This is a genomic window from Marispirochaeta aestuarii (genome assembly GCF_002087085.1).
In the GTDB taxonomy this organism is placed as follows: domain Bacteria; phylum Spirochaetota; class Spirochaetia; order JC444; family Marispirochaetaceae; genus Marispirochaeta; species Marispirochaeta aestuarii.
On the sequence record NZ_MWQY01000016.1, the window covers coordinates 1 to 26,855 of the forward strand.

Annotated in this window: 21 protein-coding genes, 1 tRNA gene and 1 pseudogene; 10 read left to right on the top strand and 13 right to left on the bottom strand. The window is 51.4% G+C overall.

Translation table 11 applies throughout. The features are described 5' to 3' along the window. A partial coding sequence (locus B4O97_RS19525) for a hypothetical protein (RefSeq protein WP_158084303.1) occupies positions 1-302 on the top strand: 302 nt, incomplete at its 5' end. 116 nt (positions 303-418) lie between these two features. Here the strand turns inward: B4O97_RS19525 and B4O97_RS19840 are convergent. The 9 genes and pseudogenes from B4O97_RS19840 to B4O97_RS13970 form a co-directional block, all read right to left on the bottom strand. Further along, positions 419-655 (bottom strand): annotated as a pseudogene (locus tag B4O97_RS19840) (FAD-dependent oxidoreductase); the annotation flags it as partial. A gap of 152 nt (positions 656-807) precedes the next feature. Beyond that, on the bottom strand, positions 808-3,546 hold the full coding sequence (locus tag B4O97_RS13935) for a phospholipase D-like domain-containing anti-phage protein (protein ID WP_083051719.1): 2,739 nt from the start codon (positions 3,544-3,546) through the stop codon (positions 808-810). Beyond that, positions 3,543-6,452: an anti-phage-associated DUF1156 domain-containing protein gene (locus tag B4O97_RS13940; protein ID WP_083051720.1), complete on the bottom strand. Its 2,910-nt coding sequence runs from the start codon at positions 6,450-6,452 to the stop codon at positions 3,543-3,545. Before B4O97_RS13940 ends, B4O97_RS13935 begins: the two co-directional genes overlap by 4 nt. 9 nt (positions 6,453-6,461) lie before the next feature. Further along, positions 6,462-8,138 carry a DUF262 domain-containing protein gene (locus tag B4O97_RS13945; RefSeq protein WP_158084305.1) on the bottom strand — a complete coding sequence of 559 codons (1,677 nt, stop codon included), beginning with the start codon at positions 8,136-8,138 and terminating at the stop codon, positions 6,462-6,464. Position 8,139: 1 nt separating this feature from the next. Beyond that, complete coding sequence (locus B4O97_RS13950; RefSeq protein ID WP_083051723.1) at positions 8,140-8,721, bottom strand: DUF3780 domain-containing protein; 582 nt, start codon at positions 8,719-8,721, stop codon at positions 8,140-8,142. Beyond that, a complete protein-coding gene (locus B4O97_RS13955; protein ID WP_158084306.1) occupies positions 8,718-11,837 on the bottom strand; it encodes a DUF499 domain-containing protein in 3,120 nt (1,039 codons plus the stop codon). The genes B4O97_RS13950 and B4O97_RS13955 overlap by 4 nt, the downstream gene beginning before the upstream one ends. A 222-nt stretch (positions 11,838-12,059) precedes the next feature. Continuing rightward, the gene (locus tag B4O97_RS13960; RefSeq protein ID WP_083051726.1) at positions 12,060-13,130 is read right to left on the bottom strand and encodes a hypothetical protein; all 1,071 of its coding nucleotides are present in this window, start codon (positions 13,128-13,130) and stop codon (positions 12,060-12,062) included. Next, positions 13,111-14,514, bottom strand: a complete 1,404-nt coding sequence (locus B4O97_RS13965) for a tyrosine-type recombinase/integrase (protein ID WP_158084307.1) — start codon at positions 14,512-14,514, stop codon at positions 13,111-13,113. Before B4O97_RS13965 ends, B4O97_RS13960 begins: the two co-directional genes overlap by 20 nt. An 85-nt stretch (positions 14,515-14,599) precedes the next feature. Continuing rightward, positions 14,600-14,672: transfer RNA gene (locus B4O97_RS13970), tRNA-Met, on the bottom strand. Between the two features lie 95 nt (positions 14,673-14,767). On the opposite strand from B4O97_RS13970, the gene B4O97_RS13975 reads away from it, so the two are divergent. Next, on the top strand, positions 14,768-15,223 hold the full coding sequence (locus B4O97_RS13975) for a hypothetical protein (RefSeq protein WP_143305717.1): 456 nt from the start codon (positions 14,768-14,770) through the stop codon (positions 15,221-15,223). On the opposite strand, the gene B4O97_RS13980 is transcribed toward B4O97_RS13975, so the two are convergent. Continuing rightward, on the bottom strand, positions 15,210-15,788 hold the full coding sequence (locus B4O97_RS13980) for a nucleotidyltransferase family protein (protein ID WP_083051731.1): 579 nt from the start codon (positions 15,786-15,788) through the stop codon (positions 15,210-15,212). The genes B4O97_RS13975 and B4O97_RS13980 overlap by 14 nt on opposite strands. A gap of 107 nt (positions 15,789-15,895) precedes the next feature. On the opposite strand from B4O97_RS13980, the gene B4O97_RS13985 reads away from it, so the two are divergent. Genes B4O97_RS13985 through B4O97_RS13995 form a run of 3 tightly spaced genes read left to right on the top strand, consistent with a single transcriptional unit; the run spans position 15,896 to position 18,740 of the window. After that, on the top strand, positions 15,896-16,972 hold the full coding sequence (locus B4O97_RS13985) for an ABC transporter substrate-binding protein (RefSeq protein WP_083051732.1): 1,077 nt from the start codon (positions 15,896-15,898) through the stop codon (positions 16,970-16,972). Then, the gene (locus tag B4O97_RS13990; protein WP_083051734.1) at positions 16,969-17,964 is read left to right on the top strand and encodes a FecCD family ABC transporter permease; all 996 of its coding nucleotides are present in this window, start codon (positions 16,969-16,971) and stop codon (positions 17,962-17,964) included. Before B4O97_RS13985 ends, B4O97_RS13990 begins: the two co-directional genes overlap by 4 nt. Further along, complete coding sequence (locus B4O97_RS13995; RefSeq protein WP_083051735.1) at positions 17,961-18,740, top strand: ABC transporter ATP-binding protein; 780 nt, start codon at positions 17,961-17,963, stop codon at positions 18,738-18,740. Before B4O97_RS13990 ends, B4O97_RS13995 begins: the two co-directional genes overlap by 4 nt. On the opposite strand, the gene arcC is transcribed toward B4O97_RS13995, so the two are convergent. Continuing rightward, on the bottom strand, positions 18,737-19,681 hold the full coding sequence (gene arcC, locus B4O97_RS14000; RefSeq protein WP_083051736.1) for a carbamate kinase: 945 nt from the start codon (positions 19,679-19,681) through the stop codon (positions 18,737-18,739). The two genes, B4O97_RS13995 and arcC, sit on opposite strands and share 4 nt — an antisense overlap. A 6-nt stretch (positions 19,682-19,687) precedes the next feature. After that, complete coding sequence (ade, locus tag B4O97_RS14005) at positions 19,688-21,412, bottom strand: adenine deaminase (protein ID WP_083051738.1); 1,725 nt, start codon at positions 21,410-21,412, stop codon at positions 19,688-19,690. Positions 21,413-21,589: 177 nt separating this feature from the next. On the opposite strand from ade, the gene B4O97_RS14010 reads away from it, so the two are divergent. From B4O97_RS14010 to B4O97_RS14030, 5 genes are all read left to right on the top strand, one after another. Beyond that, positions 21,590-22,879, top strand: a complete 1,290-nt coding sequence (locus B4O97_RS14010) for an NCS2 family permease (RefSeq protein ID WP_083051739.1) — start codon at positions 21,590-21,592, stop codon at positions 22,877-22,879. Between the two features lie 210 nt (positions 22,880-23,089). Then, the gene (locus B4O97_RS14015; protein WP_083051741.1) at positions 23,090-23,968 is read left to right on the top strand and encodes an NAD(P)-dependent oxidoreductase; all 879 of its coding nucleotides are present in this window, start codon (positions 23,090-23,092) and stop codon (positions 23,966-23,968) included. Between the two features lie 2 nt (positions 23,969-23,970). Next, positions 23,971-24,288, top strand: coding sequence for a hypothetical protein (locus B4O97_RS14020; protein WP_083051742.1), 318 nt, complete (start codon positions 23,971-23,973; stop codon positions 24,286-24,288). Between the two features lie 34 nt (positions 24,289-24,322). Then, positions 24,323-25,291 (top strand): NAD(P)-dependent oxidoreductase, encoded by a 969-nt coding sequence (locus tag B4O97_RS14025; RefSeq protein ID WP_158084308.1) that lies wholly within the window; start codon positions 24,323-24,325, stop codon positions 25,289-25,291. Between the two features lie 47 nt (positions 25,292-25,338). Beyond that, positions 25,339-26,085 carry an SDR family NAD(P)-dependent oxidoreductase gene (locus tag B4O97_RS14030; protein ID WP_083051745.1) on the top strand — a complete coding sequence of 249 codons (747 nt, stop codon included), beginning with the start codon at positions 25,339-25,341 and terminating at the stop codon, positions 26,083-26,085. 17 nt (positions 26,086-26,102) lie between these two features. On the opposite strand, the gene B4O97_RS14035 is transcribed toward B4O97_RS14030, so the two are convergent. Next, a complete protein-coding gene (locus B4O97_RS14035; RefSeq protein WP_083051746.1) occupies positions 26,103-26,846 on the bottom strand; it encodes a GntR family transcriptional regulator in 744 nt (247 codons plus the stop codon). Positions 26,847-26,855: the final 9 nt, after the last annotated feature.

Below are 26,855 nucleotides of genomic sequence, written 5' to 3' on the forward strand. Positions count from 1 at the left end.
GCGGGGATGTGCAGAACGTCGTTGTACCGATGATGGAGACCGAGGGGCTCAAGGGGCTCGATTTCACCATTCCCCAGAACCCGAACTGGGAGGTAATCCGGGACGCCGCCGCAGGCAAGGTTCCCCTCTGCCTGCGGCATTTTTACTGGGACCACGGAGACAAGGCCCAGATGGACCTCGCGGAGTATACGAAGATGGTTCTTGATTATTTCGGCAGACGGGGAGTGATGATTCAGACCTCAACCCCCGACGCGGAGGCTGCAGTTCCTTTAAGTAGGGAACTGTCTGAGATCTGCCTGTAAAATCTGGTTATTATTATAATCTCAACACCGGAGGAAAGACTTGGTCCGCTTTCAATCGAATATGACATTTCCTTTGCACCTGTCTGAATACAGAGCTCCGTTGATAATTTCTCTCTTCATAAGATTTCTGCTTGTGACCTTAATGTTTCTTGTAATAAATTCACATTAAGATTTCTAGGTGTTGAGTCATTAGCAATGGATAGTGCTGCTGCTACGCCAGCAGCATGCCCATTTGCCATACATTGAGCCATAACCCTGACTGAACCAGAACTTACATGTGTCGCGGAAACTATTCTTCCTGCTGCAAGTAAATTATCAATTTTTAAGGGCAATAAACACCGATAGGTAATACCGAAAGAACCGCCATCCTTTGATCGTTACTAATTATACTGGGCATATGGTAGGGTGGTTTATGCTAAAAATAAACACTCCTGAACTTGGGTCTTACCATGGCACCAATCAATTCTTGGAAAATTCGAGAACAGAGTCGCATTTCCGGTGGACATTATTTCCACCCTTTCCTTAATTCCTGAATCTTTTCATGCTTATTTACAACCTCTTTCCAAGTGTCCCAGTCCTGAGGGACTCCGTCCATTTGCTCGTATCGTCCTTGGAAAGGATTCTTTGCCTTGTTCTGAAAGTCTTCGATGTACTTCTGAGCTTCTTCAAGATCCTCAATGGCAGCTTTAATCCAGACGTTTTGCAGGACCTCCGGGATTTGGCCAAAAAGGGCGTGGATTGCCTGGAGCCTTCCAGATAGGCGTTCGTGGACTTTGTCCTCCACAGAATCTTTATACCTGAGATTGAGAATTTCAATGGTTTCCAGATGCTGACCGATGCGCTGTATACGGCCCTTTCGCTGTTCAAGTCTTGTCGGGTTCCACGGAAGGTCAATGTTAATCAGAGTCCCCAGGCTCTGGAGGTTAAGCCCCTCGGCTGCCGCATCGGTTCCCACTATGAGACGTATGGAATGGTCCTTTACTCTGGCTTTAATCTCTTCTCGCTCTCGTTTATGGAATTGACCTTCAATCCAGATACCGGATTTACCACTACCAGCATAGAGGCCAATGTATTGATCCGGGTAATGTTCTACAATTCGCTCCCCGATATACCAGGCTGTATCGTAATACTGTGAAAACAGAATGCAGCCTTTTTTCGCGAAGTCATAATAATTCAAATATTCTATTATTGTATCGAGCTTGGGATCTGCATCAATCTGGGAGCGCCCCATTTCCAGATTCTGCAGGCACTGTTGGAGAAGAACCTTTTCTTCACTGGTAAGTGTCTTAAGTTCTGTACTTTCAGTTCCCGGTATATCATCCATAAAATCGAAATAGTCGTCTTCCTCCTCTAATACGATACTATCGGACCAGTTATTAAGAAGCACACGCACAGTATTGATACCTGCCTCTAGGGAGCTTCCGATCCGGCGTAGGAGTAGGGTTTTAAAGAATCCCGCGGATTTCACCCGGGCTGCAAGGGCTTTACAGAAATCTTCAGCTTGTTTATAGGCTGTGTACAGGTAGCTTTGCAGGGGAATCGCTTCGTCATAAAGTTTTATATTGATTTTCTGCAGATACGGTTGATTGGTTTTGGGGTCAATGGTGGCTTCAAGGTAATCCCTGGTGCGTTTGATAATACTTCTGAGAAAAGGGTGGTACCTTGTAAAAAGCTGGGATGCCGCCAGGCTGATCGGGACTTTAGCTGCAACAGGAAGGTTATGGTAGTTGGTGTACTCTCCGCTGACATAGGCTTGAGTATCTTTTAGATGCAGCTGTAAACGTGCTTGTCTAAAGGCATTATCTTCCCAGGATGGTGGAAAAGGATTTCTTAACCATTCCCATCGGTCGGTTTCTGAGCGAGGAGGCACGGCGTCCCCCAAAAGGTAGGGCAGGGCCTCCTGTGGTTTCCGCCAGTTACTTCCTGTTCCACCGAGAACATGATCACTGCCATAGGATAGCAGGCGAAGCAAGTCCCAGGCCTCAATAGGATGCATCTGGACAGGAGTTGCTGTCCCGAACAACATGGACCGGGTTCGACTGGAAATTTCCGAAAGAAACGCATAAAGCTTGTTCCCTTCAGCTTTGGGATTCCGAATAGGCTCTCCGATTTTATCCTGGGAAGGAAGTTTCCGCCTTCGGGCCCGATGGGCTTCGTCAACAATAACTCCTTCCCACTCAAGGGAAAGTAGCTGTTCCGACGCGTTGCTACCTTGGATAATAAGTCCCTGAGAAACAAGACCTATTTTGCGCGGGCACTGTGTAAGTGGCTTGGTCCCCATTGCTGGGTACTCAACTCCATTCTCATCTACCCAGCACTTACCATTCCATACAGCGGAAGGTACCTCCATTAGGTCCATAAGCTCTGTCTGCCACTGCTGCATAAGCGTTTTGGGCAGAAGCACCAGAACCGGCTTTTCGGAACTCAAAGCCATAAGTTGTGCAGCCATACCCAGCTGAATGGTTTTACCGAGTCCCACTTGGTCGGCCAGAATATAGCGGGCGCCGATTTCCGTATGGGCTTTCCAGAAGCTGGCCACAAAATAGCGCTGATGGGGCCACAATCCAAACTGTGTTCTGTACACCGGGGATTCCACCAGCAATCCTGCGGGGTTGGGCTTCTTTTTCCACTGCTCAATATCCAGCTCTCGGCGGTCAAGGAGTCGTTCCACCTCTTTAATAACTGTGTCGCTTAATGGAACCGCTCTGGAATCTTGCCACAGTTCGTCGAAACGCTGCTGGACCCAGTCGCATGCCTCAGGACTGTCGTCTTCCCATACCAGTTCATAGTTCAGATTCCAACCGGAGAAGGTTTCGTTTGCCGATCCAAGAAAACTGGTCCTGCGGCCTCCTTCGTATCGGATTACTCCGGCCTTTCCATGGACCAGACCAAAAGCTTCGTTGGGAAGCACCCGTACCTGGAGATCCCTCTTCTGCAGCAGGTGGTATAGACGTTTTAGTCGTGCTTTTCCTTCTGCGGCAAGATGTTCGGCGTCATGTTTGAAAAACGAAATTTTCTGGGCTTGCTCAGCCCTCTGAGCGGTTAGAATATCCTGCGGATTCAGGTCTGAATTGCAGATAATTCTGATTGGTCCGTTGACCTCTTCAAAGGCTTCCCCTGCAAACTCCAGCAGGGAGCTGTCGAAATACCCGGCAATCCGATCGTAACTCAAGGCGTTCTTAAGTCGCTCCGGTAGAAAGCTGGTACCCTTCTTTTCTCGATGGAACACATAGCGATTGATCATGGATCGGTATTCCCTGCGGCAAAATCATTGGTAATACGCCCTTGCAGAAGTTCAGTGTATTCCAGTTCCATCTTCCAGTGTTCCAGGTGCTGGTATGCCCGTCCTTCCAAAAGAAAGGCCAGAAGAGCAAGAATGTCTTCTCGCCTTGACCAGTAATCCCGTCGGGCGGATTTAAGATAGTTAAAACCCTCGCGGACATCCTGATGTATCGTGGCCAGGTGGATGGAAAATAGCAGATGTCGCAGCAGGGAATCGCCCCAAAGGCCGTCGCCCAGCTGGTTCTTCTTAAACTCAGCGGGTGTCTTAAAGCGGGCTTCGTTGGCTGCGGAATTACCCAGCAGAAACTTGTACTCGCTTACCCCAAAACCCCGGGCAAGCTCCATGTAGGCTCCGTTCCGCAGTTCACCGTGGCGCTCCAGCTCCAGACCCCGCAGATAGAGCCGTTCGTAGCTGTTCAGGTTGGCCCACACATGACGGGATAGCCCCCGGGGAATGAGATACCCCGCAGCAATACTGACTGCGCGGTCGATGATCAGTTCGAAGGGGGACTTTTCCCCTTTCTTCCTGCTGCGGAATAGCTCGTGGCGGATATCCTGTCCTTCGATGTCAGCGTAACTGGTGAGTACCCTGAGGGCGGCGGCATAGGCTCCCAGCTGGTAATCTGTATCTCCAAACTGGGGCATAAAACCCTCATCCACCCGGTGCATCTGATCCAGCTGACGCTTTACCTCGTCGTCCACCATGGGGTAGAGTTCGTCCAGGAACACGCTATTTTGCTCAAGACGCTTTCGCAGTACCAGCAACACGGTCCCCTGTACGTAATTGCCTTTTTTAAGCCCCGAGCTGGTCTCTGTGCCGATGGTCCAGGCTGCTGTGACCTTTAATCCCGCCGCCCAGAGAATCATACCCAGGTCCGCCCATACACCCGCGTTCTGATGGGTAAACATGACTACTTGAAAGCCGTTATCCGGCATGTTCCTGGTAAGGTTAGCGTAGATATCCACCATACTGCGTTTAAAGTCCTCTCCGGAGCCTTTGACGGCTAGGGCAGATTTACCATCTCTGTTCCAATTTGAAAAGATCTTAGGAAGATGCTTTTCATACCAAGACAAAAAATAGTCAGCCAATTCGTGATAATTTACCGCGTCCGCATATGGGGGGTCTGTTATCCATAAATCACTTGGAACTACGACCTGAGTCGCATCAACTGCAAGAATAGTATTTCTTTCATGAAAAGTAATCTGATCAGCTATTGAAGGGAGTCTGATATATCTATCTTGCATTAAAATGGATGGAATAACCGGAAAATTTAGAATTGGATTCAATGCTTGATTGGCGAAAGAAGGCGTTACAACACCGATTCCTCCAGATTTTGCTAATTGAGATTGCCAACGTGCTAACTTTGAATTTGCATCTACAGCGTTACTCATTGAGATAATGCTTCCAATTTTTTCTTCTATATTCTTAAATGAGGTTACAGATTTCATGTACAGCCCGTGCATCAATAACTGTCGCGGATGAAACAGGTGATGCCAGTGGGTCCAGCCACGCTCCCGAATAGGTTGAGACGTGTTGTATCCCGGCTCAATTATTTTGGAGGGGATATACCCCCAATTCTGCCAGTCGGTAAAACGCTCTCTCAGTAAGGCCAGCACTTTCTCTTCCCGTTCTAGGTCCTCCTGGCAAACTGATCTGTATTCCCGCTCCCCCTCCTCACTGACCCAGCGCACACAATAGAGCCGTTCCTGCAGGGTGTCTTCGGGGCGTGGAACTATGTCCTGGTTCTCCCATAAGCGAAGCCCGTAAACCGTGCCCCCCTCAGCGGTTTGCCGATCTCCCCTGATGGAAGCCATGCTGTATATGTTGCCGGTTTCAGGGCAAACCAGGGAGCTGCTCTGAACTGTTCCCATTTTGGCTTTTACCATCTGGTCTTTGCTGGCCCCGGTAACAATCTCTATATCATAGTTGCCTTTATCATCGTTACGGTGCAGCACCGCTACCACTCGATATTTTTCGCTGATGATCCAGCTGGGAGCAAGCGGGACCCACAATCCGGTGGCAGGGCTTTTAGCCTCCACGCAGTATAAATAGGCATCTGCCCGAAAGCCCCTGCCGTCGTGTTCAATCCCCCACTCAGCTATCTGTTTGTCCGCAGCCTCCCAGGCAGCTTTTTGGGCTGCTTTCACCTGCTTTTGGACCTCAGGGCCACCCCCTATAAGGTTAATGGCTGCCCAGGTTAAAAGCGCCGCCACGGGGTTCAAATCACTTCCGTAAGCTTCCAGCCCAAGCCTGGCAGCCTCGAATGGGATGCTGCCGCCGCCGCAAAAGACATCCCCGACCCGGGCGGTATGCTTGTAGATTTTTATGGATAACTCATTCAGTAGTTCATTCAGGTTCCCTGCGCTGGTTCTCAGGTGTTCATTTATAATCTTCCAGCTTTCATCCCCCGGGCCGTCTATTTGCTCCGGACGCTGGCAAAAGTTCAACTTGTCATCATAGCTTAGCCTGTTGAAAGCCAGTCGCTCAAGCTGCTCCCTATTCTCCTTGGTTACCCCGCTTATCCAGGAGACCTTGTCTCCTGAGTAATCGAGCATCCCTTCAGCTTCTTTTGCAGATACCAGAGAAGCAATTGTCTTTGTTCCCAGGGCTTTGTTCTTTCGCTTCCACAACCCCTCTGGGTCCATGGTCAGAATCCGTAAGAAGACCTCCTGGTCCTTTGCTGGATCACCGGAGGCGGGCATCAGGAGTCCGACTATTACCGCTCTGACTAAAATCAACGGTTTGCGGCCCCACCACTTGCCCAGACCGGTCAATGTTTGACCGGCCCCGGCTTTCCGCTCTTTGTAGCTCTCGGCACTTAATAGTGCCAGGGGAAATTGTGTTTCAATAAAAGGGGTGTGGGGCATGGCGGACTCCTATTTTGTTATAGTGATGTCGTATAGGCGGGTAAATTCATTAATCATCCGCTCTTTCCGTTTCTCAATAAAGAGCTTGTGGTCATCCCATTCCGCGCTGTTCAGATCGGGTAAAAATTTATAATGGTCAAAGAAACTCTGGTTATTCTGAAAATATTCCTTTGGGTGTTTGTTCTTTTTTTGATTATTGATCTGCCCGGAAATGGCATCGAGGTTCCAAAGAATGTTCACCTCCTGCTTGTAGTCCTTATCGGGATACAGGCCTTTTGGGAAGATATGCTCAAGCTCGGGGTTTATGCGACCGCTTTTTGTAGAAGAAAACAGGAATACCGTATCCTTTCTGATGATCTTTAAAGCGAACCAGCTGTTGTTGGCCAAGTCAACTTCCTCTATTTCGGTTCCGCGTTTGTTCTTAGCCTTTACAATGGCTATAACATCTGCAAGGGGAAAGTCTCCACTCCAGCTTGGTGCATCTGAGATTTCAATAACCTTGCGCGAAGATTGGTCAATATCCCCCTGTAAATTCCAGGCCTTAAGCTGGGAGATAATAAAGTATTTTTTTACCAGCATTTTTTGTGGTTCGTTCAAATGGTTGTAATCCTTGTTTCCCTTATTCCATAATTTGTAGAAATACACGATCAACGGATACAGGGCATATTTTTGAGGAATCAGGGAATTACTGGTGATGTTGAACTCTACTTTTAGAAACTGTTCGAAGAATTTTGTCACAGGTTTCTCAAAGTTTTCATCCAGGATTCCCAAAATTTCTTGTTGTTCATCTTTACTGGTCTGGCTGACATCGATCCGCAAGTTTCCTTTAACGATTTGGTTTAGAAAACGAAGGAGTTCAGATGTGTCAAAAACATAACCACCGGACTGGTTTTCTATTATCTCCGTCAAATCCTTGAGAAAATCATGGATATCGGTGTTACCGACACTTAAAGTGGAAAGCATAAGTTCGGCCCGGGTAAGGGGAATACCCCCTGTGTTGAGGCGCATGAAAATCTGGTTGACCTTTTCTTCTTTCACTTCATCAACAATCCAGGCAACCAGGGGCTTCAGCGAATTGGTTCGGAATGCCATCCATAACTTATGAAAATTGTCCTCAAAAAGTTCCTCCTGCTTTTCGTCCAGATCCAGGGTAATTTCATTACGCAGTTCCCGCCGAAAAGCGTTTTCTTTTTCAATGTCTTTGGAAAAAAGCCGGTTTAACTTTAACAGGTGAGGTTCGTGAGGAGAATTTCGATCGATAAACCTGAAACCCGTATCATCCATATCTACATCAGAATCAGAGAGCAGATCAAAAGCCAATACCTTACCATTGAAGCTATGCCGCAGAACGCTGAACAAGGTCTGGAGCCTCTGCTGTCCATCGTAAACAAGATGTTTCGATATACTGTGGACACCATTGTCCTGGTTTGTGGACCTTGTCGTGTCCGAATCCAGATCCTGAATAAAATAATGAAAAGGGATCTCTTCGTTGGTTTTCCAAAGAATTATAGACCCAATCGGATATCCTTTAAAAACGGAATCAAACAGGTTGCATATACGTTCTTCTGCCTGATATCGTGTGCCCCACACATAATCTCTCTGGACATAGGGTAAAAAAAAGCCCTGGTCATCTACATTGTTGATTTTTTTGATTACCTCTAAAACTGAAAATTCCTGATACGCCACGCTACTCTCCAAACAAATCAAGTTCAAAATCGCTGTTTCGTCTTTTAATTACAGAATCCGCTATGGGGTTCTCGCAGAGAGCAAATCGTACAGCTTTGCGCCACCCCTTGTTCCGCCCCTTCAAGGCCTGTCCCGTTGCAGCGTTGGTCATGGTGTAGAGCCACCAGCGTTCTTCGGGACTTAATCCCAGCCAGTTCCGCAACGTGTTTGGTACCTGAAGGGGGTCCGCATCTTCCACCGCCCAGCACAGAAGCACCAGCTCTTTACCGAAGTTCTTGTCTATAGTTATCATGCCGCTCTTTGGCCATCGGCCGCTCTTTTTACCGTGACGGATAAGGCGGCGGTTAAACTCATTCTTGGCCTCTTCGGCAATTTCGGACCATACAGTGTAGCTCAGCAGTACTTTCAGGTCCTGATGCTGAAAACCATCCAAACGCTGATGGTAGGGAACCAGCTCATCGCTCCACTGGAACTCTTCTGTTATGGCAACCTCCCGGTCCGGTCGGCTCCCTGCAGGAAGATGTACCACAAAGCTGTGAGAGGTCTGGTCCGGCATAAAGCCGAATCCTATAGTCTGACTCATCTCTGTTCTACTTCCTGGGGATCGGGAGTAAACTTCTCTTCTTGGGCCCAGTCAAGAAAGGCCTGCCCGGTTTCAAAGCTGATTTTACCAATGGCTACCTGCACGCTTGCTTCTCCTATAAGTTCCTGGAGGGCTGCCATCAGGGAGGATAGCTCATGGGCGGTTTTTCCTATACCCTCGGGTAGGGTATAAGAGAGGGTTTCTCCACTATTGTTGTGAATAATGGTCATAAAAACGTTCGCCAGGCGTGCATTGTACTTTGTACATTTTTCAAAAACACTGTAAGCATCGGTCTGGGGAATATTGTAATACCTGTTCTCTGTCTTCCAATCCAGGGGCTTATCTGGGGCAACCACTGGTCCAGTTGCAGACTTTACAGTGAACGTCTCCTTGGCCTGGATATCATCTTTTTGTGCCAGGACCTGAATTAATTGGGCCCCATTAGGTACCAAAAAGTCCCCGTTATATGGCACCCCATGGGAAAGAGGATTACTGCCGTCGGTGGTATACTTAAGAGGGATTGGCGGAATGGAAAGGGCTTTGAACATGATTTCATCGCCTTGCTGATAAAATTGCCCCTTTATTGTTACCTGGTTTTTCCAGTATAAAGGTTCCCCGGTAGGACGAGGGTCAGACGAATCATCAACGCAAAGGAAGGTCAGAGACAGCTCCCTTGTGCGGAAATTCTGATAATCCGTTACTTGCAGGGAAGCGGAACTGGGCTTGTGTTTGCCGATTTCATAGTATACAACCCTTCCTCCTTCGGGAGTGATTTGAAGGATTGTTTCACCGGTATGCTCGTCTCGGTTTTTAACAATCACCTTCACCCCGGTTGGATCTTTTTCAAAGGGACCTTTTCTAACCTGATTACCTTCGCGCTTCCATAAACCTACCCGGAGCGCGTGATTGAGGATATCCTCCAGCAGATGCGGATGATGAAACTGCCATGATGTTTTTATAGCTGCTCGTTTAAGGATTTCATTCCAGATTACCGGATTCTGACCATCGAACAGCCGGGCTTCAACTTTTTTTACCCAGTTATCATTCGCCGGTTCTTCGGAAAAGCTCTGGTTATTCAGGAGAGTTTTACGGACTTGCTTCTCCGCATCAAAGTTGTTGTCGGTAAAGTTAAGATTGATATTCTCGCTGCGTAATCTATCAAGAGATGGATAGACAATAAGGGAGAATGTTGCTTGAAGGGAGCTTTTAAGCTGGATCTGATACCGGTCAAGACTTTTATCCGCTTCTTTTACCTGAGGATCATTGGCAGACAACCCATCCTTTTTCTGTTCCTCCCGGACCAGGTTAATTGCCCTGAGGGATGCTGCGTTATCCAGAACCTGATCCATTGTGTTTCGGTCTCCAGTGATGAAAAGAGCCCGGTTTTTGAAGGTTTGCTGATCCCAGAAATCGAACCAGTCAGGGTGCAGAGGCTTCTCTGTACTCGCCCCAGTATAAGGATCAGTAATAATGAGAGTTGTCCTTGTTTGATCCAGACTCACGGAATCTATAGGTTTGAGTACGGACAAGTTCTGGTAAAGGTCTCCAATCTGAGGTTTGAACATTTCTTCCAGAACTTTTCTTAAGGATTGGATATTGTTCTCTCGAGTACTGTTTCGCTTAATATCGTAGACCCTTGCCGACAGGTTTTGCACATTCTTAAAGAAAAACCGGCCGTCCGCAGTCTGGTGAAGGTACCAGGCTCGGGAGGGGAGTACTTCAATTACATCTTTGATCAGATTCTGTACATCCCGCCCAGGGGTGCACATCCAACCGATTATTTCCCGGTCTCGCAGACCAAGAATGGGGTTAGTGGATACCGAAAGGGATGCAATAAACAGCAGCTTGGCTACATCGCTGGCATCGCTGTTTTGATATTGCTCATCAATCTCTTCAGCGTGAGATTTTCCATCATTGGCGATATCGACGCGGATGGCTTCGCTTAAGGACTGATTAATGCGTTCAAATTCCGAGAATATATCATTGTCATTCAGATCAATGTCATATGGATGAATAAGATAACGATTCTCAGCCTTTCCGGTTTCCCACATATTCGAGATAATTGTTCGCATAAGCCGTAATAGGCCCCGGGTTTGCTGAAAGCTTGGGTTCTCTTTGAAGCGACCATAGAGATTGCGCAGCGAAAAATGAAATGGGTAAGATTCGCGAAGTTCAGCTGCAAAGGTTTCCGGAGATTCTGAAGTAAGCTCCATATTCTTCGCTTTCTTTACTTCCTCCGAATAAGCAACTGCTACATCATCGATTGCCTTGATCTCCGGAAGCTTTTCGAAGAGCCGGGTACGCAGAATATTGAAAACTTCATCCCCTACGGTTGCCACCGGCTCGATGATCATGGCACTGCGGTTTGTTTCCTGGGCCAGATTGTCCAGTGCGGCAGAAACTCCTGCTGCCTTACCATCTGTTTTATAGGCGGTGGCGGAGAGATCGGAGATTACAATAACCACGTTCTGCAGCTCTTCCTTATTCGCCGCAATCATAAGGTTGGAGAGTGCTGTTGTGGTAATATCTGCCAGATCGCCGTTACCGACCTGTACCGATTTCGCATTCATAAAGTAGGGGGGCATCTCATCAAGCAGAATTATGGTGGGCTCCCCCTGCAACAGGTTTATCCAAGAGGTAGCTCCTGGGGCCCGCAGTGGTTGGTACAGATCCTGAAACACCTCCTTTTTCCCGAGCTGTTCTGCAATCGATCCCCAAACCCCATAAGGATAATCTGATTCGCGACCATCGAATCCTACTACCCGGATAGGTTCATCCCCTAAATCGTGATCAGGCCAGAACTTCTTACGAATACTAGGGTATTTTGCCAGTAGGCCCAAAGCCAACATAGAGTGAGTTTTTCCACCCCCCATAGCCTGGGAAAGGAGGAAGGTCGAAGCTTGATCTTTCTTTCCTGTCAGGCGGTCAAACACCCGATCAACCAGAGACCTCATTCCCTTGGTGATAAAGTTCTCTTCATAGAATGCTTCCGCGTTTTCTGCCGTCAAGCGCCCGTTTAAAAGGTCGCCCAGGTAGAGAACTACGTCTTTACGAGACTTATCAAATACACTTTGTCGAGGTGTACATGAGGACTTCAACGCCTGCAAGTTGGCCATATCACTTCTCCCAAATATTACATGTCCTAAACCAGGTACTGTCCACCAAAAGCAGTTAATCTTCTTAAAGATAGTTCGGTCAAAAACATAAAATTGCGCAAAAGGGTAAATACTATGGTGGGAGGAATCAGCTTTTCCGTCAAGTGAAAAATACATAAATCATAGATAATGAAGAGAGAAGGAGTCTTGTCAAAACATACGGGATTAGAATACAGATACACCTTACGCTGGACAACGCCAGGCAGAGATAATTTTCTGCTTTAACTCTCTTATAAGGATCTCTCCAGATTCATCCTGATCTGAAAAGAGTTGCGATTTCAGCTGTATGTATCTTTTCGTGTATGCAGATGTGTTGCCTTTCACGTTCGCTCTAATAAAGGCTTTAACCGATTCAAGGTCATAGTCAAACTTCTTCAGGATACTGATTCTTCCTTCTTGTTTCTCAATATCACTGAATCGATGCTGTGTAGATTTTGGGTCAATCAACCGAGGATACTCAGGATTAATCCTGTTGAAGAGAGCTATGTTTGGATTATGTTGACTATTCAGGATGTCAGCAAGACAAATATCCTTGATTTTAAAGGCAGCCCGGATATCTTGAAACGTCTTAAGATTGTGCTCTATCCGGATGACTGGAAAGAAATCTGTTGGCTTAAGAAATTGGGAGAGTTTTCTATCCCTCAACATCTCTGGATATTTCCAGTAGACAATGAGTCGCCGTTGTCGGGACTTGGTTCTGGCTAAATAAACCACACTTTCGTCTCTTCCATATAATTCTTTCCTATATTTTGGGTTTATAACAGAAAGACGAAGAGCGGCTATATAATCAAGGGGATATTGGGAGGTCCAAATATCGGTTGTTGAATCGCACCTGAAGGCGCGCGCACTGTCCAATACCTTATTTATATTGAGTGTTATGCTCGGACATTCATTCAGCCTGTGTAATGCTAGTTCAATCGTGTTGCGATTGATCAGGTCAAAATAGCGATCCTGAAGAATCTTTGCAGAGAGCTCAATAAGAACTTGATCCTTCTCGATATTGATCCCCCGGACACCGTAGGGTAGGTGAATTGGCGCCACCTTTAATACCGCCCTTACTATCTTGTCTCCATTAACTGTAGTTGTATTTTCAATCAATGAGTCTAGTTCGATCTCATTAACTGTATCCAGTGGAATAGAAATAAGGCATGTATCCAGCCGGGGGTAAGTTGGAAGAGGCCAATGAGCTAGTGACGTTTCTGTGCTGATATGATTTATATCAGTTCTTCCAGTGTTACATTGTAAGGTGTTCACATTGAGACTCCTTCTGTTCTTTTTGCGGAATTGAGAATTGGATAATAGTACCGAATGCTTCTTCTATGGCGTTTGATACTAGCTTGAAGTCCTGTTCCTGTGCGTGGTTGGCGTAGTGAGCCGCCATGTTGGGGCTCCGATGTCCAGTAGCAAGTTGCACCGCCCGAAGGTCTATTCGATTAGCCAGATGGGTGGCGAAGTAATGCCTCCATGAATGAAAAACTATGTTCCGTGTGCGCCAGTATAGTTTTGCTTGTTGCAGCTCTTCAGCGGAGACCGTTGATGGATCATGTAGGGTTAGTTTGAGAAGCATTGTTTTGAGACTGTTCAACAGAAAATGAAAATCCATGGGAGCCTCTGGTGTCCTTGTTGACCAGAAAACGAAAGATGCGGGGCCTAATCCATGAGGATTATCGGCTGCAAGTCTCAATAGTTGCCGCCGAACCGATGGAAGAAGAGGAATGGTACGCTCCTCACCATTTTTTGTAGATTTAAGGCCCTCTTTGGTACTCCATGAATGGCGAATGTGGAGCCTGTCGTCCTTAATATCCCTGACTTGAAGACCTAATACCTCACCAGCACGTAGCCCGGTTGTCATGGCTAGCAGATTGCCGATGCGGGCTCGTTGGTCGTCCCAGTCCAATTCAAAGAGTCTCTGTGCTTCTACCTGCTCCAGAACGCCTCGCTTCTTCGGATGCCCGGAGAACTTTGCTAATCCTTTGGCAGGATTTGAGACTATCAGTTCATTGTCGCTTGCCCATCTGAGCGCAACAGTCCCCACTGATAAAATATTGTTGATTGTTTTGGGTTTCAGATTTTTCTCTGAGAGCCAGAGAGAAAATTGGACAAGATCACTTCTTTTTATTTTAGAAAGGGAGATGTCACTAAAAAATGGGTCCCAGTAGTTTTTTCGCCAGAGTTGCATGTCATAACAGTGACGTTCACCTATCTGCTGTCCGTGAGCAAGCTTTTCATTAATATAAGGCGATTGATCCCAACTCCAGAACCGCCTTAGAAATAAGGTAAAGATCTCATCTCTGCTGTTTTTTGTATCTATGACTCCTTCGATTAAGTCTCGTTGCTTAAGGATGTCGACTATTCGGCCAACATCTTTCTTTGAAAGATCTATAGTGCGAAGAGTCTCAATTAATGTGGCGAGGTTGAGTATGTCGGAAACTGATCGGGCCGACTCATCTGATCTTGGGGTAGGAATACCATTCTGTATCCAGTTTTGTACTACGAGATACGCCGAATTACGGTTTGTTTGACCGGTGGAGCGTCCGGAAAGATACTTTTTTGTTTTTGGATTGTAAAATTGACAATAATAAACTTTTCCGCGACGATATAACGAAAAACGGCGCATACCCGCTCCTTCGATGATCATACATTGATCATCATACATTGGATTGCGGACTGCGCCGGTTTTCCGGTAGCAATCGATTAAACCTTTATAATGAAAAGGCTTATTTTAGCAGGGGCAGGACTCGAACCTGCGACCTCCGGGTTATGAGCCCGACGAGCTGCCAACTGCTCTACCCTGCGTCGTTGAAAGTAATCTATTCATTTTCCCCAAAAGAGTCAAGGCCCTTAAGGTGCTCTTGCCGGCCTGTCCGCCCCGGTCTACTATGACAGGCGACATGTCCATCATAACCATTGTAACGGGCGAAATCGATGCCGGTAAAACACGCCATTTACACGAGCGGGGGTCACGGTCCGGGACCGCGGCCTGGCTTTCGGTAAAAAGCTTTCCCGGTTACGATCTTCTTACGCTGCCGGGTGGGAGACGAATCCCCCTGGCAAGGCCGACCGGCACCGATGCCCCCCGGGGATGGTTCCCCTTCAGGCGTTTTTTCTTCAATCCCGCCGCCTTTGCTGCGGCTGAATCCTGTTGGGCTGCATTCGAGGGCTCGCCTCCGAAGGAGCTGATCCTGGATGAGGTCGGCCCTCTGGAGCTGGAGGGGAGGGGCTTCGCGCCGCTTTTACGGATTTTTCTTACTGCAGGTTCCGATCTTACTGTAAGCGTCCGGCCTTCCCTGCTTGAGGTCGTTCCCGATTATTTCGGCTTTTCTCCCGACCGGATCATTCGCCTTTGAGCCGCTCCCACTCCTCCGGGGTGTCGATGTCACGGTAGATGCCGGAATCTGTAACTTCCACTGCCAGGGGATCGAGGGGGGCTATTACCTTCATGGCCTTGAGCTCCGGATCCGCGGTGTTTATCAGAGATACAGCCTCGGGACCCAGCAGCACCGGATGTCCCCTGTGTCCATCACAGACCGGGAATGCCGCGGGAGCCGTTCCCTGGGCCCCTGCAAGGTGCCGGTAGGTAGCCGCTTGAACCATGGGGAGGTCCGCGGGAATTACGAAGACCCTTGTATGCCGGCACCGGGCAAGTCCTGTCTGCAGGGATCCGAGCATTCCCCTGTGCCAGTCCCGGTTTGTGACCAGTTTCAGGTTCCCGGCCGGCGGCAGGTATCCCGAAAGGTCGACTGCTCCCTGGACCAGGATTACCTCCTCACACACCTCAAGGGCTGTATTCAGGGCATAGGTAAAAAGGGGTTTCCCGTCGAGCTCGAGAAGCTGCTTCGGTCTTCCCATACGGGAAGACTCCCCTGCGGCAAGGACAATGCAGCAGGCGCCAAGGGGCTGCGGACTTTTCATGATGGCAGTCTATCCGCAGCAGCCGCTGTTGACAATCCGGCGTTGACGATTCCGGTTCCTGGTCGTAAACTCCTTGCAACGGTATGTAACTAAAAAAGGAAGCTGCTATGAAAAACAGATGTGCTGTAATACTCATTCTGCTTGGCCTGAGTCTCTGGGCTCCCCTTTTCGCTGAGGGAGTGCAGGAGGCATCGGCTCCGCAGATTGTTGTCCAGGATGCCCTGGGGCGGAGCGTTGAACTCCCCGAAGCTCCCCGGAGGATTGTAACCGCCGGCAAGGCAGTAATCATGATAGTAGATGCCCTCTATCTTTTTCCCGGTGCGTCGGAGCGGGTCGCCGCTGTGGGGTTTACCGATCAGGGAATGGGGGATTTTTTCCCTGTGCTGGATGAAAATGCGGACGAAAAAGCCCGGCTTCAGAAGAACGTCGGTCCCGAGGAGATTCTCGCCCAGAACCCGGACCTGGTGCTGCTCAAATCGTACCTGCGGGATTCCCTGGGAAAACCCATCGAAACGGCGGGGGTGCCGGTGGTCTACCTCGACCTGGAGACCCCGGAGCAGTTCGAGCGGGACCTGAGGATTTTAGGTACTCTCCTGGAGGATCAGGCCCGGGCCGAGGAGCTTATCTCCATGTTCAACCGGCAGGCGGAGGATATCCGGCAGCAGGTAAAAGACCGCCCCCGACCGGAGGTGGCCCTCTTCTCCGTTAACAGCGGTAACTCGGGGTACAGCTTCAGCGTGGCTCCCCAGGGCTGGATTCAGACCGTTCAGGTTCGTCTTGCAGGCGGTGATCCCGTCTGGACGGAGGCTGCCGGAAAACCGGGATGGAACCAGGTGGGGTTTGAACAGATTGCCCGCTGGGATCCGGAGGTGATGATTTTTCTCTCCTTCCGCGGTTCCACCGATACTGTTCTGGACGAAATACAGAATGATCCCCTCTGGACAGGACTTCAGGCTGTGCGGAACGGCAGGGTCTACTCCATGCCCGCGGATTTCTACAGCTGGGGGCAGCCGGATCCCCGCTGGATTCTGGGCGCCCGGTGGATGGCCGGGGTCCTGCATCCGCAGGCCTTCGATACTCCTTTTGAAGGGGAGGCGGCCGCCTTTTTCCGGGATTTCTACGGGATCGGCGAAGCCCGTTTCCGTCGGGATATACTTCCCCGTATTACGGGAGACCTTTTTTGACCCGACCGGAACAGCGGCGGGGGATTTTTCTTCTCGGGGGACTCTTTCTTCTTCTCTTTGCCCTGTCCCTCCTTGTGGGGCGTTTTCCCACCGCCGGGTTTCTGTTTCCCGGGGATCTTCTTCGTGACCCCTTGAGTCTGAGGGTTTTTCTGCGTCTGAGGCTTCCCAGAGTGCTGAGTGCCTCCCTTCTGGGGGCCGCCCTGGCGGCTTCGGGCTGCGCTTTTCAGATGCTCTTCAGGAACCCCCTGGTGGAGCCGGGTTTTCTGGGGGTGAGTCAGGGTGCGGCCTTCGGCGCGGCCCTGGCAATTCTGCTATTCCCCCGGCTTCCCGGCGGGGTGCAGCTGTCTGCGGTACTTTTTTCCCTGGGGGGACTCTTTCTCTCCTACAGGGTGGCCAGCAGCATCCGCTTCGGCGGCTGGGTAATCCGCATGGTAATCTCCGGCCTTGCCGTATCCGCCCTGTTTACCTCCGGTGTCGGTGTGCTCAAATATATGGCGGATCCCCTGTCCCAGCTGCAGGAGATGACCTTCTGGATGCTCGGCGGGCTTGCGGGAACGACCTGGCAGACGACCCTGTCAATGCTGCTTCTTTCCCTCCCGGCCCTGGTGGTTCTGTATCTCTTCCGGTGGCGGCTTAATATCCTCAGTCTGGATGATCTTACCTCCTTTTCCATGGGGGCCGATCCTTTCAGGGAGCGGATGCTGCTCCTTGTGGCGGCTTCCGTGGCCACCGCCGGGGTTACCGCCGCGGCGGGTATAGTGGGATGGGTGGGGCTCCTGGTTCCCCACGCGGCGCGCCGGGTTTTCGGAGCCGAGGGGAGTCTCTCCCTCCCGGCATCCATGCTCCTTGGGGCGGTCATGCTGCTTGTCTGTGACGGAATTGCCCGGGCGCTGCTTCCCTTCGAGATACCCCTGGGGATTCTAACCTCCCTGCTCGGAGCAGGGCTCTTTATTCTGCTTTTATCCTCCGGCCAGGTGAGGTTCCGCCGATGAGCGCCTTTGCCATACGGAAGTTGAGCTTCTCCTATCATGCCGATACGGAGCGTCCCGGCCTTTTTACGGACTTCAGCCTGGATATCGAAGCCCAGCGGGTTACCGCCGTCCTCGGGCCCAACGGTTCGGGAAAGAGTACCATCCTGAGTCTTCTGCTGGGCTATCTGCGCCCCCACAGGGGGAGTATCGCGCTTTTCGGTCAGCGTCTGGAGGGCTACTCCCGGACTGAGCTTGGACGTCACATCGGCTTTGTTTCCCAGAGCGGAAGCCTGCCCTTTAATTATCCGGTGCTTGAATACCTGCTGTTAGGACGGGCTTCACGGATAGCCCTCTGGGAGACACCCACACGGAAGGACCTGGAGGCCGTAAAGGAAGCCGCCGGGAAGGCAGGCATTGAAAAGCTCGTTAAGAGAAACGTGCAGGAGCTTTCCGCCGGAGAACTGCAACTGGTGGCCATCGCCCGGGCCCTTGCCCAGGAACCGAAGATCCTTCTGCTGGATGAACCAACCAGTCATCTGGATCCTGCCAACGCCCTGCTCATTTTTCGCCTGATGCGTCGGCTTTCACAGGAGGGGCTCACGGTTCTGTTTACGACCCATGATCCCCTGCACGCCCGTCAGGCGGCACAGCGGGCCGTTCTGTTGAAGCAGGGAAGGCTTCTCTTTTCCGGGGATGCCGCTGAGGGGCTGACTGCGGAGCGGCTCAATACTCTCTACGGGGTCTCCTTTCAGGAGGCCAGGATAGGCGGCGAGGCCTTTCCCTTTCTGGTGCTCTAATCCGGAACAATACGGGTACCGCCCCGTCCATCTATTGCTTCCGCCAGATGTTCAGGATCGGTGATTATACCGTTCTTTCCGCTGGCCTCAACGAACTCGACCATGGCCTCGATTTTCGGCAGCATGCTTCCCCTGGCAAAATGCCCTGCCTCAATATAAGCCTTTGCCTCGGAGACACTGATCTCGTCCAGGGATTTCTGCTCGGGTTTACCGAAATTCAGGCAGACCTTCTCCACCGCCGTAGATATTACGAAGAGATCGGCCGCAAGGCTCCGGGCAAGAAGACTTGCCGCCAGGTCCTTGTCGATAACCGCCTCTACCCCCACGTAGTGGTCCTGGTCGTCCCGGATTACCGGAATTCCGCCGCCTCCCGCAGCGATGGTAATGGTACCGCTCTCCACCAGCTGACGGATAACATCGAGTTCCAGGATTTCCACCGGACGGGGCGAGGGAACAACCCTTCGCCAGCCGCGGCCGGCATCCTCCGCCACGGACCATCCGTCTTTCTTCATGTGCATCCTGGCCTCTTTCTCGTCCATGAAGGAACCGATGGGCTTTGTGGGCGCCCGGAAGGAGGGGTCGTTCCGATCGACAACAACTTCCGTTACGACCGTACTCACATTCCTGATCTGATGCAGCCCGCCCAGGACGTTTCTCACTGCTGTCTGGATATTGTAGCCCAGGGCACCCTGGGTATCGGCGACGCAGGAGTCCAGTGGCACCATGTGAAGTTCGTTCTTGGCTATTTCTGCCCTGCGAAGGATAAATCCAACCTGCGGACCGTTACCGTGGACGATTGCCAGGCGATTCTCAGAGACAATCAGGGAGGCCATGTTTCTGGCCGTGGCATAGGCCGCCTCGTACTGGGCCGGGACGGTAACATGTTTCGGGTCGCTGATCAGCGAGTTACCGCCGATGGCGACAACAATGGTTTTACTCATACTCTGCTACTCCGCATTGATATTGATAAATTCAAAGTTTGTAACATCAAAAAGACCCATATCCGTGAGCTTGAGCTCCGGAATTACCGGCAGGGCCAGGAAGGAGAGGCTCATGAAGGGGTCCACCTGGGGATTGACCCGGAGGGCCTCGTAGGCTGTCCGGTTGATTCTGCTCAGGCGCTGGTTCAGCTGGTCCGCCCCTTCATTGGACATGAGTCCCGCTATGGGCAGGGGCAGCGTATCGAGCACCTTGCCTTCCCTGACGGCGCACATTCCACCGCCGCAGGATATCAGCTCCCTTGCGGCAGTCAGCATGTCCCGGTCGTTGTCACCGATTATGATCAGGTTATGGGAGTCATGGGCGATTGTGGTAGCCAGCGCGCCGTTTTTCAGCTGGAAGCCTTCCACCAGGCCAAGACCGATATTTCCGCTCCCCCGGTGCCGCTCGATGACTGCGAGCTTAAGGATGTCCAGCTTCTCCCGGTGAACAAAGAAACCCTGCTCGTCGATGTACACCTTGCGCACCGCTTTTTCTGTAATCAGGTTCCCCGGATGCAGATGGATAACGTTGACCAGATCTCCCCGCAGCTTCAGCCGAAAACTCTCCTGTGAGAGCTCCCCGACCTTGACGCTTCCGGATACCCTGCTGATGTCCGGGGTGTTGACAGCGAAGAGGGCTTCCTGATTCCTGGCCACCAGGACGCCCCTCTTGTATACCTGCTGCACCGTGAAGTGCCGCAGGTTGTCCACCACAATCATGTCTGCGTCAAATCCCGGAGCCAGGGCTCCCTTGCGGGCGAGACCGTAGCCTTCGGCGGCGTTGAGGGTCCCCATCTGTATGGCCGTCAGGGGATCCAGCCCGTTTTCAATGGCAAGGCGCAGGCTGTGGTCGATATGTCCCTCGCTAAGGATCTGTTCGGGCTGTTTATCGTCGGTGCAGAAGGAACAGTAACGGGAGGTGTGAGGGCCGACCCCCTTTATCAGGGTGGAAAGGTTGCGGGCGGCCGAACCCTCGCGAATCAGAATACGCATCCCGATCCGCAGCCGGTCACGCATCTCGTCCAGGGTGGAGCATTCGTGGTCGGTCTGGATTCCCGCAGCCCGGTAGGCATTCAAACCCCTGCCTTCCAGCATGGGGCCGTGGCCGTCGATGGGTTTGTTTCTTTTTGCCGCCAGGGCGATTTTCGCCAGAATGCCCTCATCCCCCGCTGCAACGGAAGGGTAGTCCATGACCTCTCCCAGGCCCAGGACCGCATCGTCGTCTATCAGTTCTTCCAGAGCTGCAGCGTCCAGCACGGCACCGGCGTTTTCAAAGGAGGTGGAGGGAACGCAGGAGGGCAGCATGAAATAGACATCCAGGGGGGCCTTTTTCGCCGCACTGATCATGTAGCGTATTCCCTCAAGGCCGGCCACATTGGCAATCTCGTGGGGGTCCGCGATTACTGTTGTGGTTCCCCGGGGGACCACCAGCCGGGCGAACTGCTCGGGAGAGACCAGGGATGACTCTATATGAACATGGCTGTCGATCAGACCCGGGAGCAGATAGGCTCCGTTCAGGTCAAGCTCCTTTCTTCCTTCGTAGGCTCCGATACCGGCTATTACGCCCTGGTCAACCGCCAGACTCCCGTCGCTTACCTCGTGGGTGTGGACATTCACAATACGGGCATTCTGCAGTACAAGATCAGCCTTTCGCCGGCCCGCGGCAACATCGATCAACCTTTTCAAATCCATTATATAACCCCTTGTATGTATCCTACAGAATAGCGCCCCTTTTTCGCAGGGGCAAACTTTTTTTACTCTTTCAAGGCTCTGAGAAAAAAATTGCGTTGCACTACTCTTGCCCTGCGGGTAAACTGATATCTGATCGGTTCCGTTTTGGGGACACAAAAATTATTGCAGGGAGAGAGTATGGAAAAGTTCTTTCAACTGAAAGCGAACAACACCACAGTTCGCACGGAGGTTATCGCCGGTATTACCACATTTCTGACGATGGCCTACATCCTGGCGGTTAACCCGGGAATTCTGTCCGCCGCGGGAATGCCTGCCGATTCGGTCTTTACCGCTACGGCAGTCGCATCGCTTATCGCGACCCTTGTTATGGCGCTGTTTGCCAAGCTGCCCTTCGCACTGGCTCCGGGTATGGGGCTGAACGCCTTCTTTGCCTTCGCTGTTGTTCTCGGTATGGGATACAGCTGGCAGTTCGCCCTGACGGCGGTATTTCTCGAAGGTATCATCTTCATCGTTCTGACTTTCCTGAACATCCGCGAAGCCATCATTAACCTGATTCCAATGAATATCAAACGGGCAATCTCCGTTGGTATCGGACTCTTCATTGCCTTTATCGGCATGCAGAACGCCGGAATCATCGTTAACAACGATGCGACCCTGGTGGGACTCGGTTCCCTGGCTAATCCCGCTGCTCTTCTGGCGGTAATCGGCCTTATAATTACCGGTGTCATGATCGCCTACAAAGTCAAAGGCGCCCTTTTGTGGGGAATCCTCATTTCTACGGTTGTCGGCATCCCCATGGGTGTTACCAGCCTGGAAGGATTCAAGCTGATGGCAGCTCCCCCGTCCCTGGGACCCATACTCTTCAAGTTTGATTTCGCGAACATCTTCAGCTTTGATATGCTGATCGTCCTCTTCACCTTCCTGTTTGTCGATATGTTCGATACGGTAGGCACCCTGATCGGTGTATCCACCAAGGCAGGTATCCTCCAGGCTGACGGTTCCATCCCCCGGGCAAAGCAGGCCCTTTTTGCCGACGCCGTTGGAACCACCGTTGGTGCCATGCTGGGAACCTCCACGGTAACTACCTACGTAGAGAGCGCAGCTGGTGTTGAAGAGGGTGGACGTACCGGTCTTACCGCTCTTGTTACCGCAGCCATGTTCTTCCTGGCTCTTTTCTTCAGCCCCGTCTTCCTGCTGGTACCCGGAGCCGCAACTGCCCCGGCCCTGATCCTGGTGGGTGTTTTCATGATGAGCCCGGTAAAAGAGATCGAATTTACCGAGATTACCGAAGCTGTCCCCGCTTTCCTGGCGATCGTTATGATGCCCCTGGCCTACAGTATAGCCGAAGGTATCGTATGGGGCCTTACTTCATGGGTAATTCTTAAAGTCCTCAGCGGCCGCACCAAAGAAGTAGGTATCGCTACCTACATTGTAGCCGCAGTCTTCATTCTGAAATTCTTCCTCTAGGGATTTTCTGAAACTGATTCTGACAGCATTATTTCTGTGCCGCGGGAAACCGCGGCACATTTTATTTTTGGGTACCTGAAAACTAATATCATGTTTATAGAGGTGCCTTTATGTTGTGCTGGGCAACGCCGCTTTTAAATGTTATTATGTAATGACAATAGCATATGATAGGCTGTTGATTTTTTTGATTCTGTAAAAGAGGAGTTCCCTATGGGTTCGCATGTCAATGTTTCGGTTGTGGGGATAGGTATCATGGGCTCCGCCATAGCCGGCCGTCTGTTGGAAGTCGGACATCAAGTAACTGTATTCGATATTGATCGGAAAAGGCTCGATGCGATGAGTGCCCTGGGCGCCAGTACCGCGGGGTCCCCCGCCGAGGCTGCCGACGCCGCTGATTACATCATAACAAGCCTGAATACCGCGGCGATAGTGCGCTCCGCCGTTTTCGGACCCGGCGGCATTGCCGAGTCGGCTTCCGGAGACAAGATGCTGATAGATATGTCCTCCATCGATCCCGCTGCCACCCGTGAAATGGCCCGGGAACTTGAAGCGACTTCGGGGATGGCCTGGGTGGACGCCCCCCTCTCCGGCGGAGCGCCGAAGGCGAAGCTCGGGCAGCTGACGGTTATGGCCGGCGGGAGTGCAGAAAATGTAGGGAGGGCCAGGGCGGTTATGGACTCCCTGTGTGCCAATTACAGCCACATGGGACCCTCCGGAGCGGGGCAGACCACGAAGCTGGTGAACCAGGTTCTCTGCGCCCTGGGTTTTCAGGCCGTTGCGGAGGCCGTCAGGATCGCTGAAGCCGGAGGCGTGGATGCCGCAAGGATTCCCGCCGCCCTTGCCGGTGGACGGGCGGACAGCAGTATTCTGCAGGAGTTCGGCCCTAAAATGGCGGCCCGGGATTACAGCCCCACCGGCCGAATCGACAATATGCTGAAGGACCTTGAAGCAGTTCAGAGTTTCGCAATGGGAGAACGTCTGCCTCTCCCCCTGACCGGGGCGGTTACCGAGCTGCACCGCCTCTTTGTAGCTGCAGGAATAGGCCCCGAGGATACCGCGGCAATGATGAAGCAGTTTGAGGGCTTCTGAGGATGTACACGAGAAGCGCGATCTTCGAAGGCCGTATTCTTCCGGGAAAGGAGGATGAGTTTTATTCCGCGGTTCAGGAGCGGCTCCTCCCCGCCTGGCGGCAGATGCTCCATGCCACGGATGTCCGGCTTTTCAGGCCCCTGCGCCGGGACGACGGAACGGCCGAGGTGTTTCTGGTGCAGGAAATCGACTACCCGTCCCTGGAGGCAATCGACGAGGCTCTATCCTCCCCCCGCCGGGAAAAGGCCTCTGAAGCCCTGAAATCCGTTCAACACCTTTACGAGGGACGGCATTACCATTATGTATATAAGAAGCTGTAAGACCCTATAAATGATTTTAGCTGGAGTTAATGCGATGTTTATTCTGGAACCCAACCTTCATGAACGTGTCCCTGGAGTATTTGATGAATCGGGAATGGTTAAAGCGCTTCTTCCCTGGACTGAATGGAAGAAGATGCTCGAGCTGCAAAAAAAGGAGAAGGTCAAGTGTTTTGTAATAAGCCACGAGCCCTATCCGGAGGAGTTCTACCGGGGTCTTGAAAAAGGCTCCCTGCTCATACGCTATGGTGTTGGGTATGATGCTGTCCCTGTAGAATTATGCCGGGAGCTTGGTATTCTCGTAGCGAATACGCCGGGGACTCTTGACCAGTCGGTGGCTGAACATGCAGCTGCGCTCATGCTGGCTGCGGCACGGCATATCGTTACCCTTGATCGGGAGGTTAAATCCGGAGGATGGAACCCGGTAATGGCCCGGGAGCTCAGAGGCCAGACCCTCGCGCTTATCGGTTTCGGAAAAATCGGCCGCACCCTGGCGTCCATAGCAAAGTTCGGTCTTGGTATGCGAATAGTCGCTTTTGATATCAATGAAGGAATCCACAGCTCTTTTCCCGATCTTTTTGATGAGTTCACCACAAGTTTTAAAGAGGCTGTTTCAGATGCTGATTTTGTCTCCCTTCACATGAATCTCAATCCCCATACGCGGGGATTTCTCAATGCCGAAAGGCTGGAGTATTTCAAATCCGGATCCGTACTCATCAATACTGCCCGGGGGGGAGTTGTAAATGAACAGGATTTATTTTCCGCTCTGAAGGACGGCAGACTCGCCTGTGCTGCCCTGGATGTTACCGCAGCGGAACCCTATGTTCCCCTTCCCGGTGCGGACCTGCGTACCCTGAGCAATGTAATCATGACTCCCCATGTGGCGTCCAATACAGGGGCTGCCAATCGGCGTATTGCTGAATCCTGTATAGAAAATGCAAAAAAGTACGGACAGGGGAAATTATCGGAATTGACCCTGATTCCTGAACTGCAGGATCTGGTGTAAGATTCTGTAATTCAGACGGTGTTTTATAAGAAAGAAATGGAGGACGTATGAAGCTTGAGGGAAAAACGGCTGTAGTTACCGGGGGTACCGGAGGACTTGGATGGTACATCTGTAAGAGTCTTGCCGCGGAAAAGGCAAAAATCGTTCTGGTGTATCTGAAGTCCCGGGAGAAGGCCGAAGGCTATGCAGCGGAACTGAGATCCATGGGTACGGAAGCGGTGGCCGTGAGTGCCGATGTTACCACCGAAGAGGGCATCGGTAAAATGGCGGATGCCGCGGTTTCGAGCTTCGGCGGGATCGACGCTCTGGTTTTGAACGCGGCCTTCAATAAGTGGGTCAATTTCTCGGACCTCGAATCTCTGGATCCCGCTTTGTGGAATGATATTATCAACTACAATCTGACCGCTCCCTATCTGGCCATGAGAACGATCGGACCGAAGATGAAGGAGAAGGGCGGCCGGATTGTTACCATCTCATCCATTGCAGGACTGAGTCCTTCCGGCAGCAGCATTGCCTACTGCGTTTCCAAGGCGGGTTTAATCCACCTTACCCGCTGCATGTCCGTAGCCCTGGCTCCCTCCGTACTGGTTAACAGTGTAGCTCCGGGGCTCATGGAAGGGACAAGAATGACGGAAAACCTGGCCCCTGAATACGCTGACAAAGCCAGGAAATCCGCCCTTATCGGGAAGGCTGCCGAGAGGGAAGATGTTGCCGATGCGGTTAAAACCTTTATCAAAACCGACAGCATTACCGGTCAGACCCTGGTGGTTGACGGCGGCAAGGTTTTTCACTGATCCCGAGGGAATACTGTCTATTCCGCCCGCACTTCAAGGGTGAATCTGCTGTGGTCGCCCCGGTACCAGCCCAGGGAAAACTCGATGGGAATATCCTGATCCGTATATACGATGGTTTCTGTGTACTGGACCGGGCTGCCCGGTTTTATCTCCAGGAGGGTGGCCTCCTCCTTTGGGGCTGCAATGGCTTCAATGGAACGCCGCATCAGGGTCAGTTCGAAGGCATAAGTTTCAGATAAAAGAGTATGGAGGGCGACCTGGCTGAAGTCGTGGGAATCGAAGCCGGGAACAAGTCCTGCGGGCAGAAAGGTGTTTACTATCATCAGGGGCTGCCGGTCGGCGGAACGCAGGCGGCGCAGAAAGAACACTGTGTCCCCTGACTGCAGGCCCAGTTTTTCCGCTACCGCGGTATCGGCCTTTGTCTGATAAAGGTCCAGAACACGGGTACTGGGGCTGACACCCTTGTCCCGCATCTCCTGGTTGAAACTGCTTAAGGCAAGGCGGAAGTCCCGCTGCACCTTCGGCCTGGTGACAAAGGTTCCTTTGCCTTTGCTTCGTACCAGGTATCCTTCGGCCACGAGTTCGGTGATTGCCTGGCGTACCGTGGGACGGCTTATTTCAAAACGTGTACAGAGTTCGTTCTCCGTCGGGATGGGGTCTCCCACCCTGCATGTATCGATGTAATCCCGCAGGTGTTGCTTCAGCTGATAGTAAAGTGGAATCGGAATGCTCTTGTCGATGGCGTTCCTGTCAAGGCGCATACGCTTCTC

Coding starts and splice junctions, on each gene's coding strand:
- B4O97_RS14010 (WP_083051739.1), top strand. CDS start 21,590: ATGGAAAAGTTCTTTCAACTGAAAGCGAACAACACCACAGTTCGCACG.
- B4O97_RS14035 (WP_083051746.1), bottom strand. CDS start 26,846: ATGCGCCTTGACAGGAACGCCATCGACAAGAGCATTCCGATTCCACTT.
- B4O97_RS13950 (WP_083051723.1), bottom strand. CDS start 8,721: ATGAGTCAGACTATAGGATTCGGCTTTATGCCGGACCAGACCTCTCAC.
- B4O97_RS14025 (WP_158084308.1), top strand. CDS start 24,323: ATGTTTATTCTGGAACCCAACCTTCATGAACGTGTCCCTGGAGTATTT.
- B4O97_RS14030 (WP_083051745.1), top strand. CDS start 25,339: ATGAAGCTTGAGGGAAAAACGGCTGTAGTTACCGGGGGTACCGGAGGA.
- B4O97_RS13965 (WP_158084307.1), bottom strand. CDS start 14,514: ATGATCATCGAAGGAGCGGGTATGCGCCGTTTTTCGTTATATCGTCGC.
- arcC (WP_083051736.1), bottom strand. CDS start 19,681: ATGAGTAAAACCATTGTTGTCGCCATCGGCGGTAACTCGCTGATCAGC.
- B4O97_RS13955 (WP_158084306.1), bottom strand. CDS start 11,837: ATGGCCAACTTGCAGGCGTTGAAGTCCTCATGTACACCTCGACAAAGT.
- B4O97_RS13940 (WP_083051720.1), bottom strand. CDS start 6,452: ATGCCCCACACCCCTTTTATTGAAACACAATTTCCCCTGGCACTATTA.
- B4O97_RS13980 (WP_083051731.1), bottom strand. CDS start 15,788: ATGAAAAGTCCGCAGCCCCTTGGCGCCTGCTGCATTGTCCTTGCCGCA.
- B4O97_RS13975 (WP_143305717.1), top strand. CDS start 14,768: ATGTCCATCATAACCATTGTAACGGGCGAAATCGATGCCGGTAAAACA.
- B4O97_RS13935 (WP_083051719.1), bottom strand. CDS start 3,546: ATGATCAATCGCTATGTGTTCCATCGAGAAAAGAAGGGTACCAGCTTT.
- ade (WP_083051738.1), bottom strand. CDS start 21,412: ATGGATTTGAAAAGGTTGATCGATGTTGCCGCGGGCCGGCGAAAGGCT.
- B4O97_RS14020 (WP_083051742.1), top strand. CDS start 23,971: ATGTACACGAGAAGCGCGATCTTCGAAGGCCGTATTCTTCCGGGAAAG.
- B4O97_RS13985 (WP_083051732.1), top strand. CDS start 15,896: ATGAAAAACAGATGTGCTGTAATACTCATTCTGCTTGGCCTGAGTCTC.
- B4O97_RS14015 (WP_083051741.1), top strand. CDS start 23,090: ATGGGTTCGCATGTCAATGTTTCGGTTGTGGGGATAGGTATCATGGGC.
- B4O97_RS13995 (WP_083051735.1), top strand. CDS start 17,961: ATGAGCGCCTTTGCCATACGGAAGTTGAGCTTCTCCTATCATGCCGAT.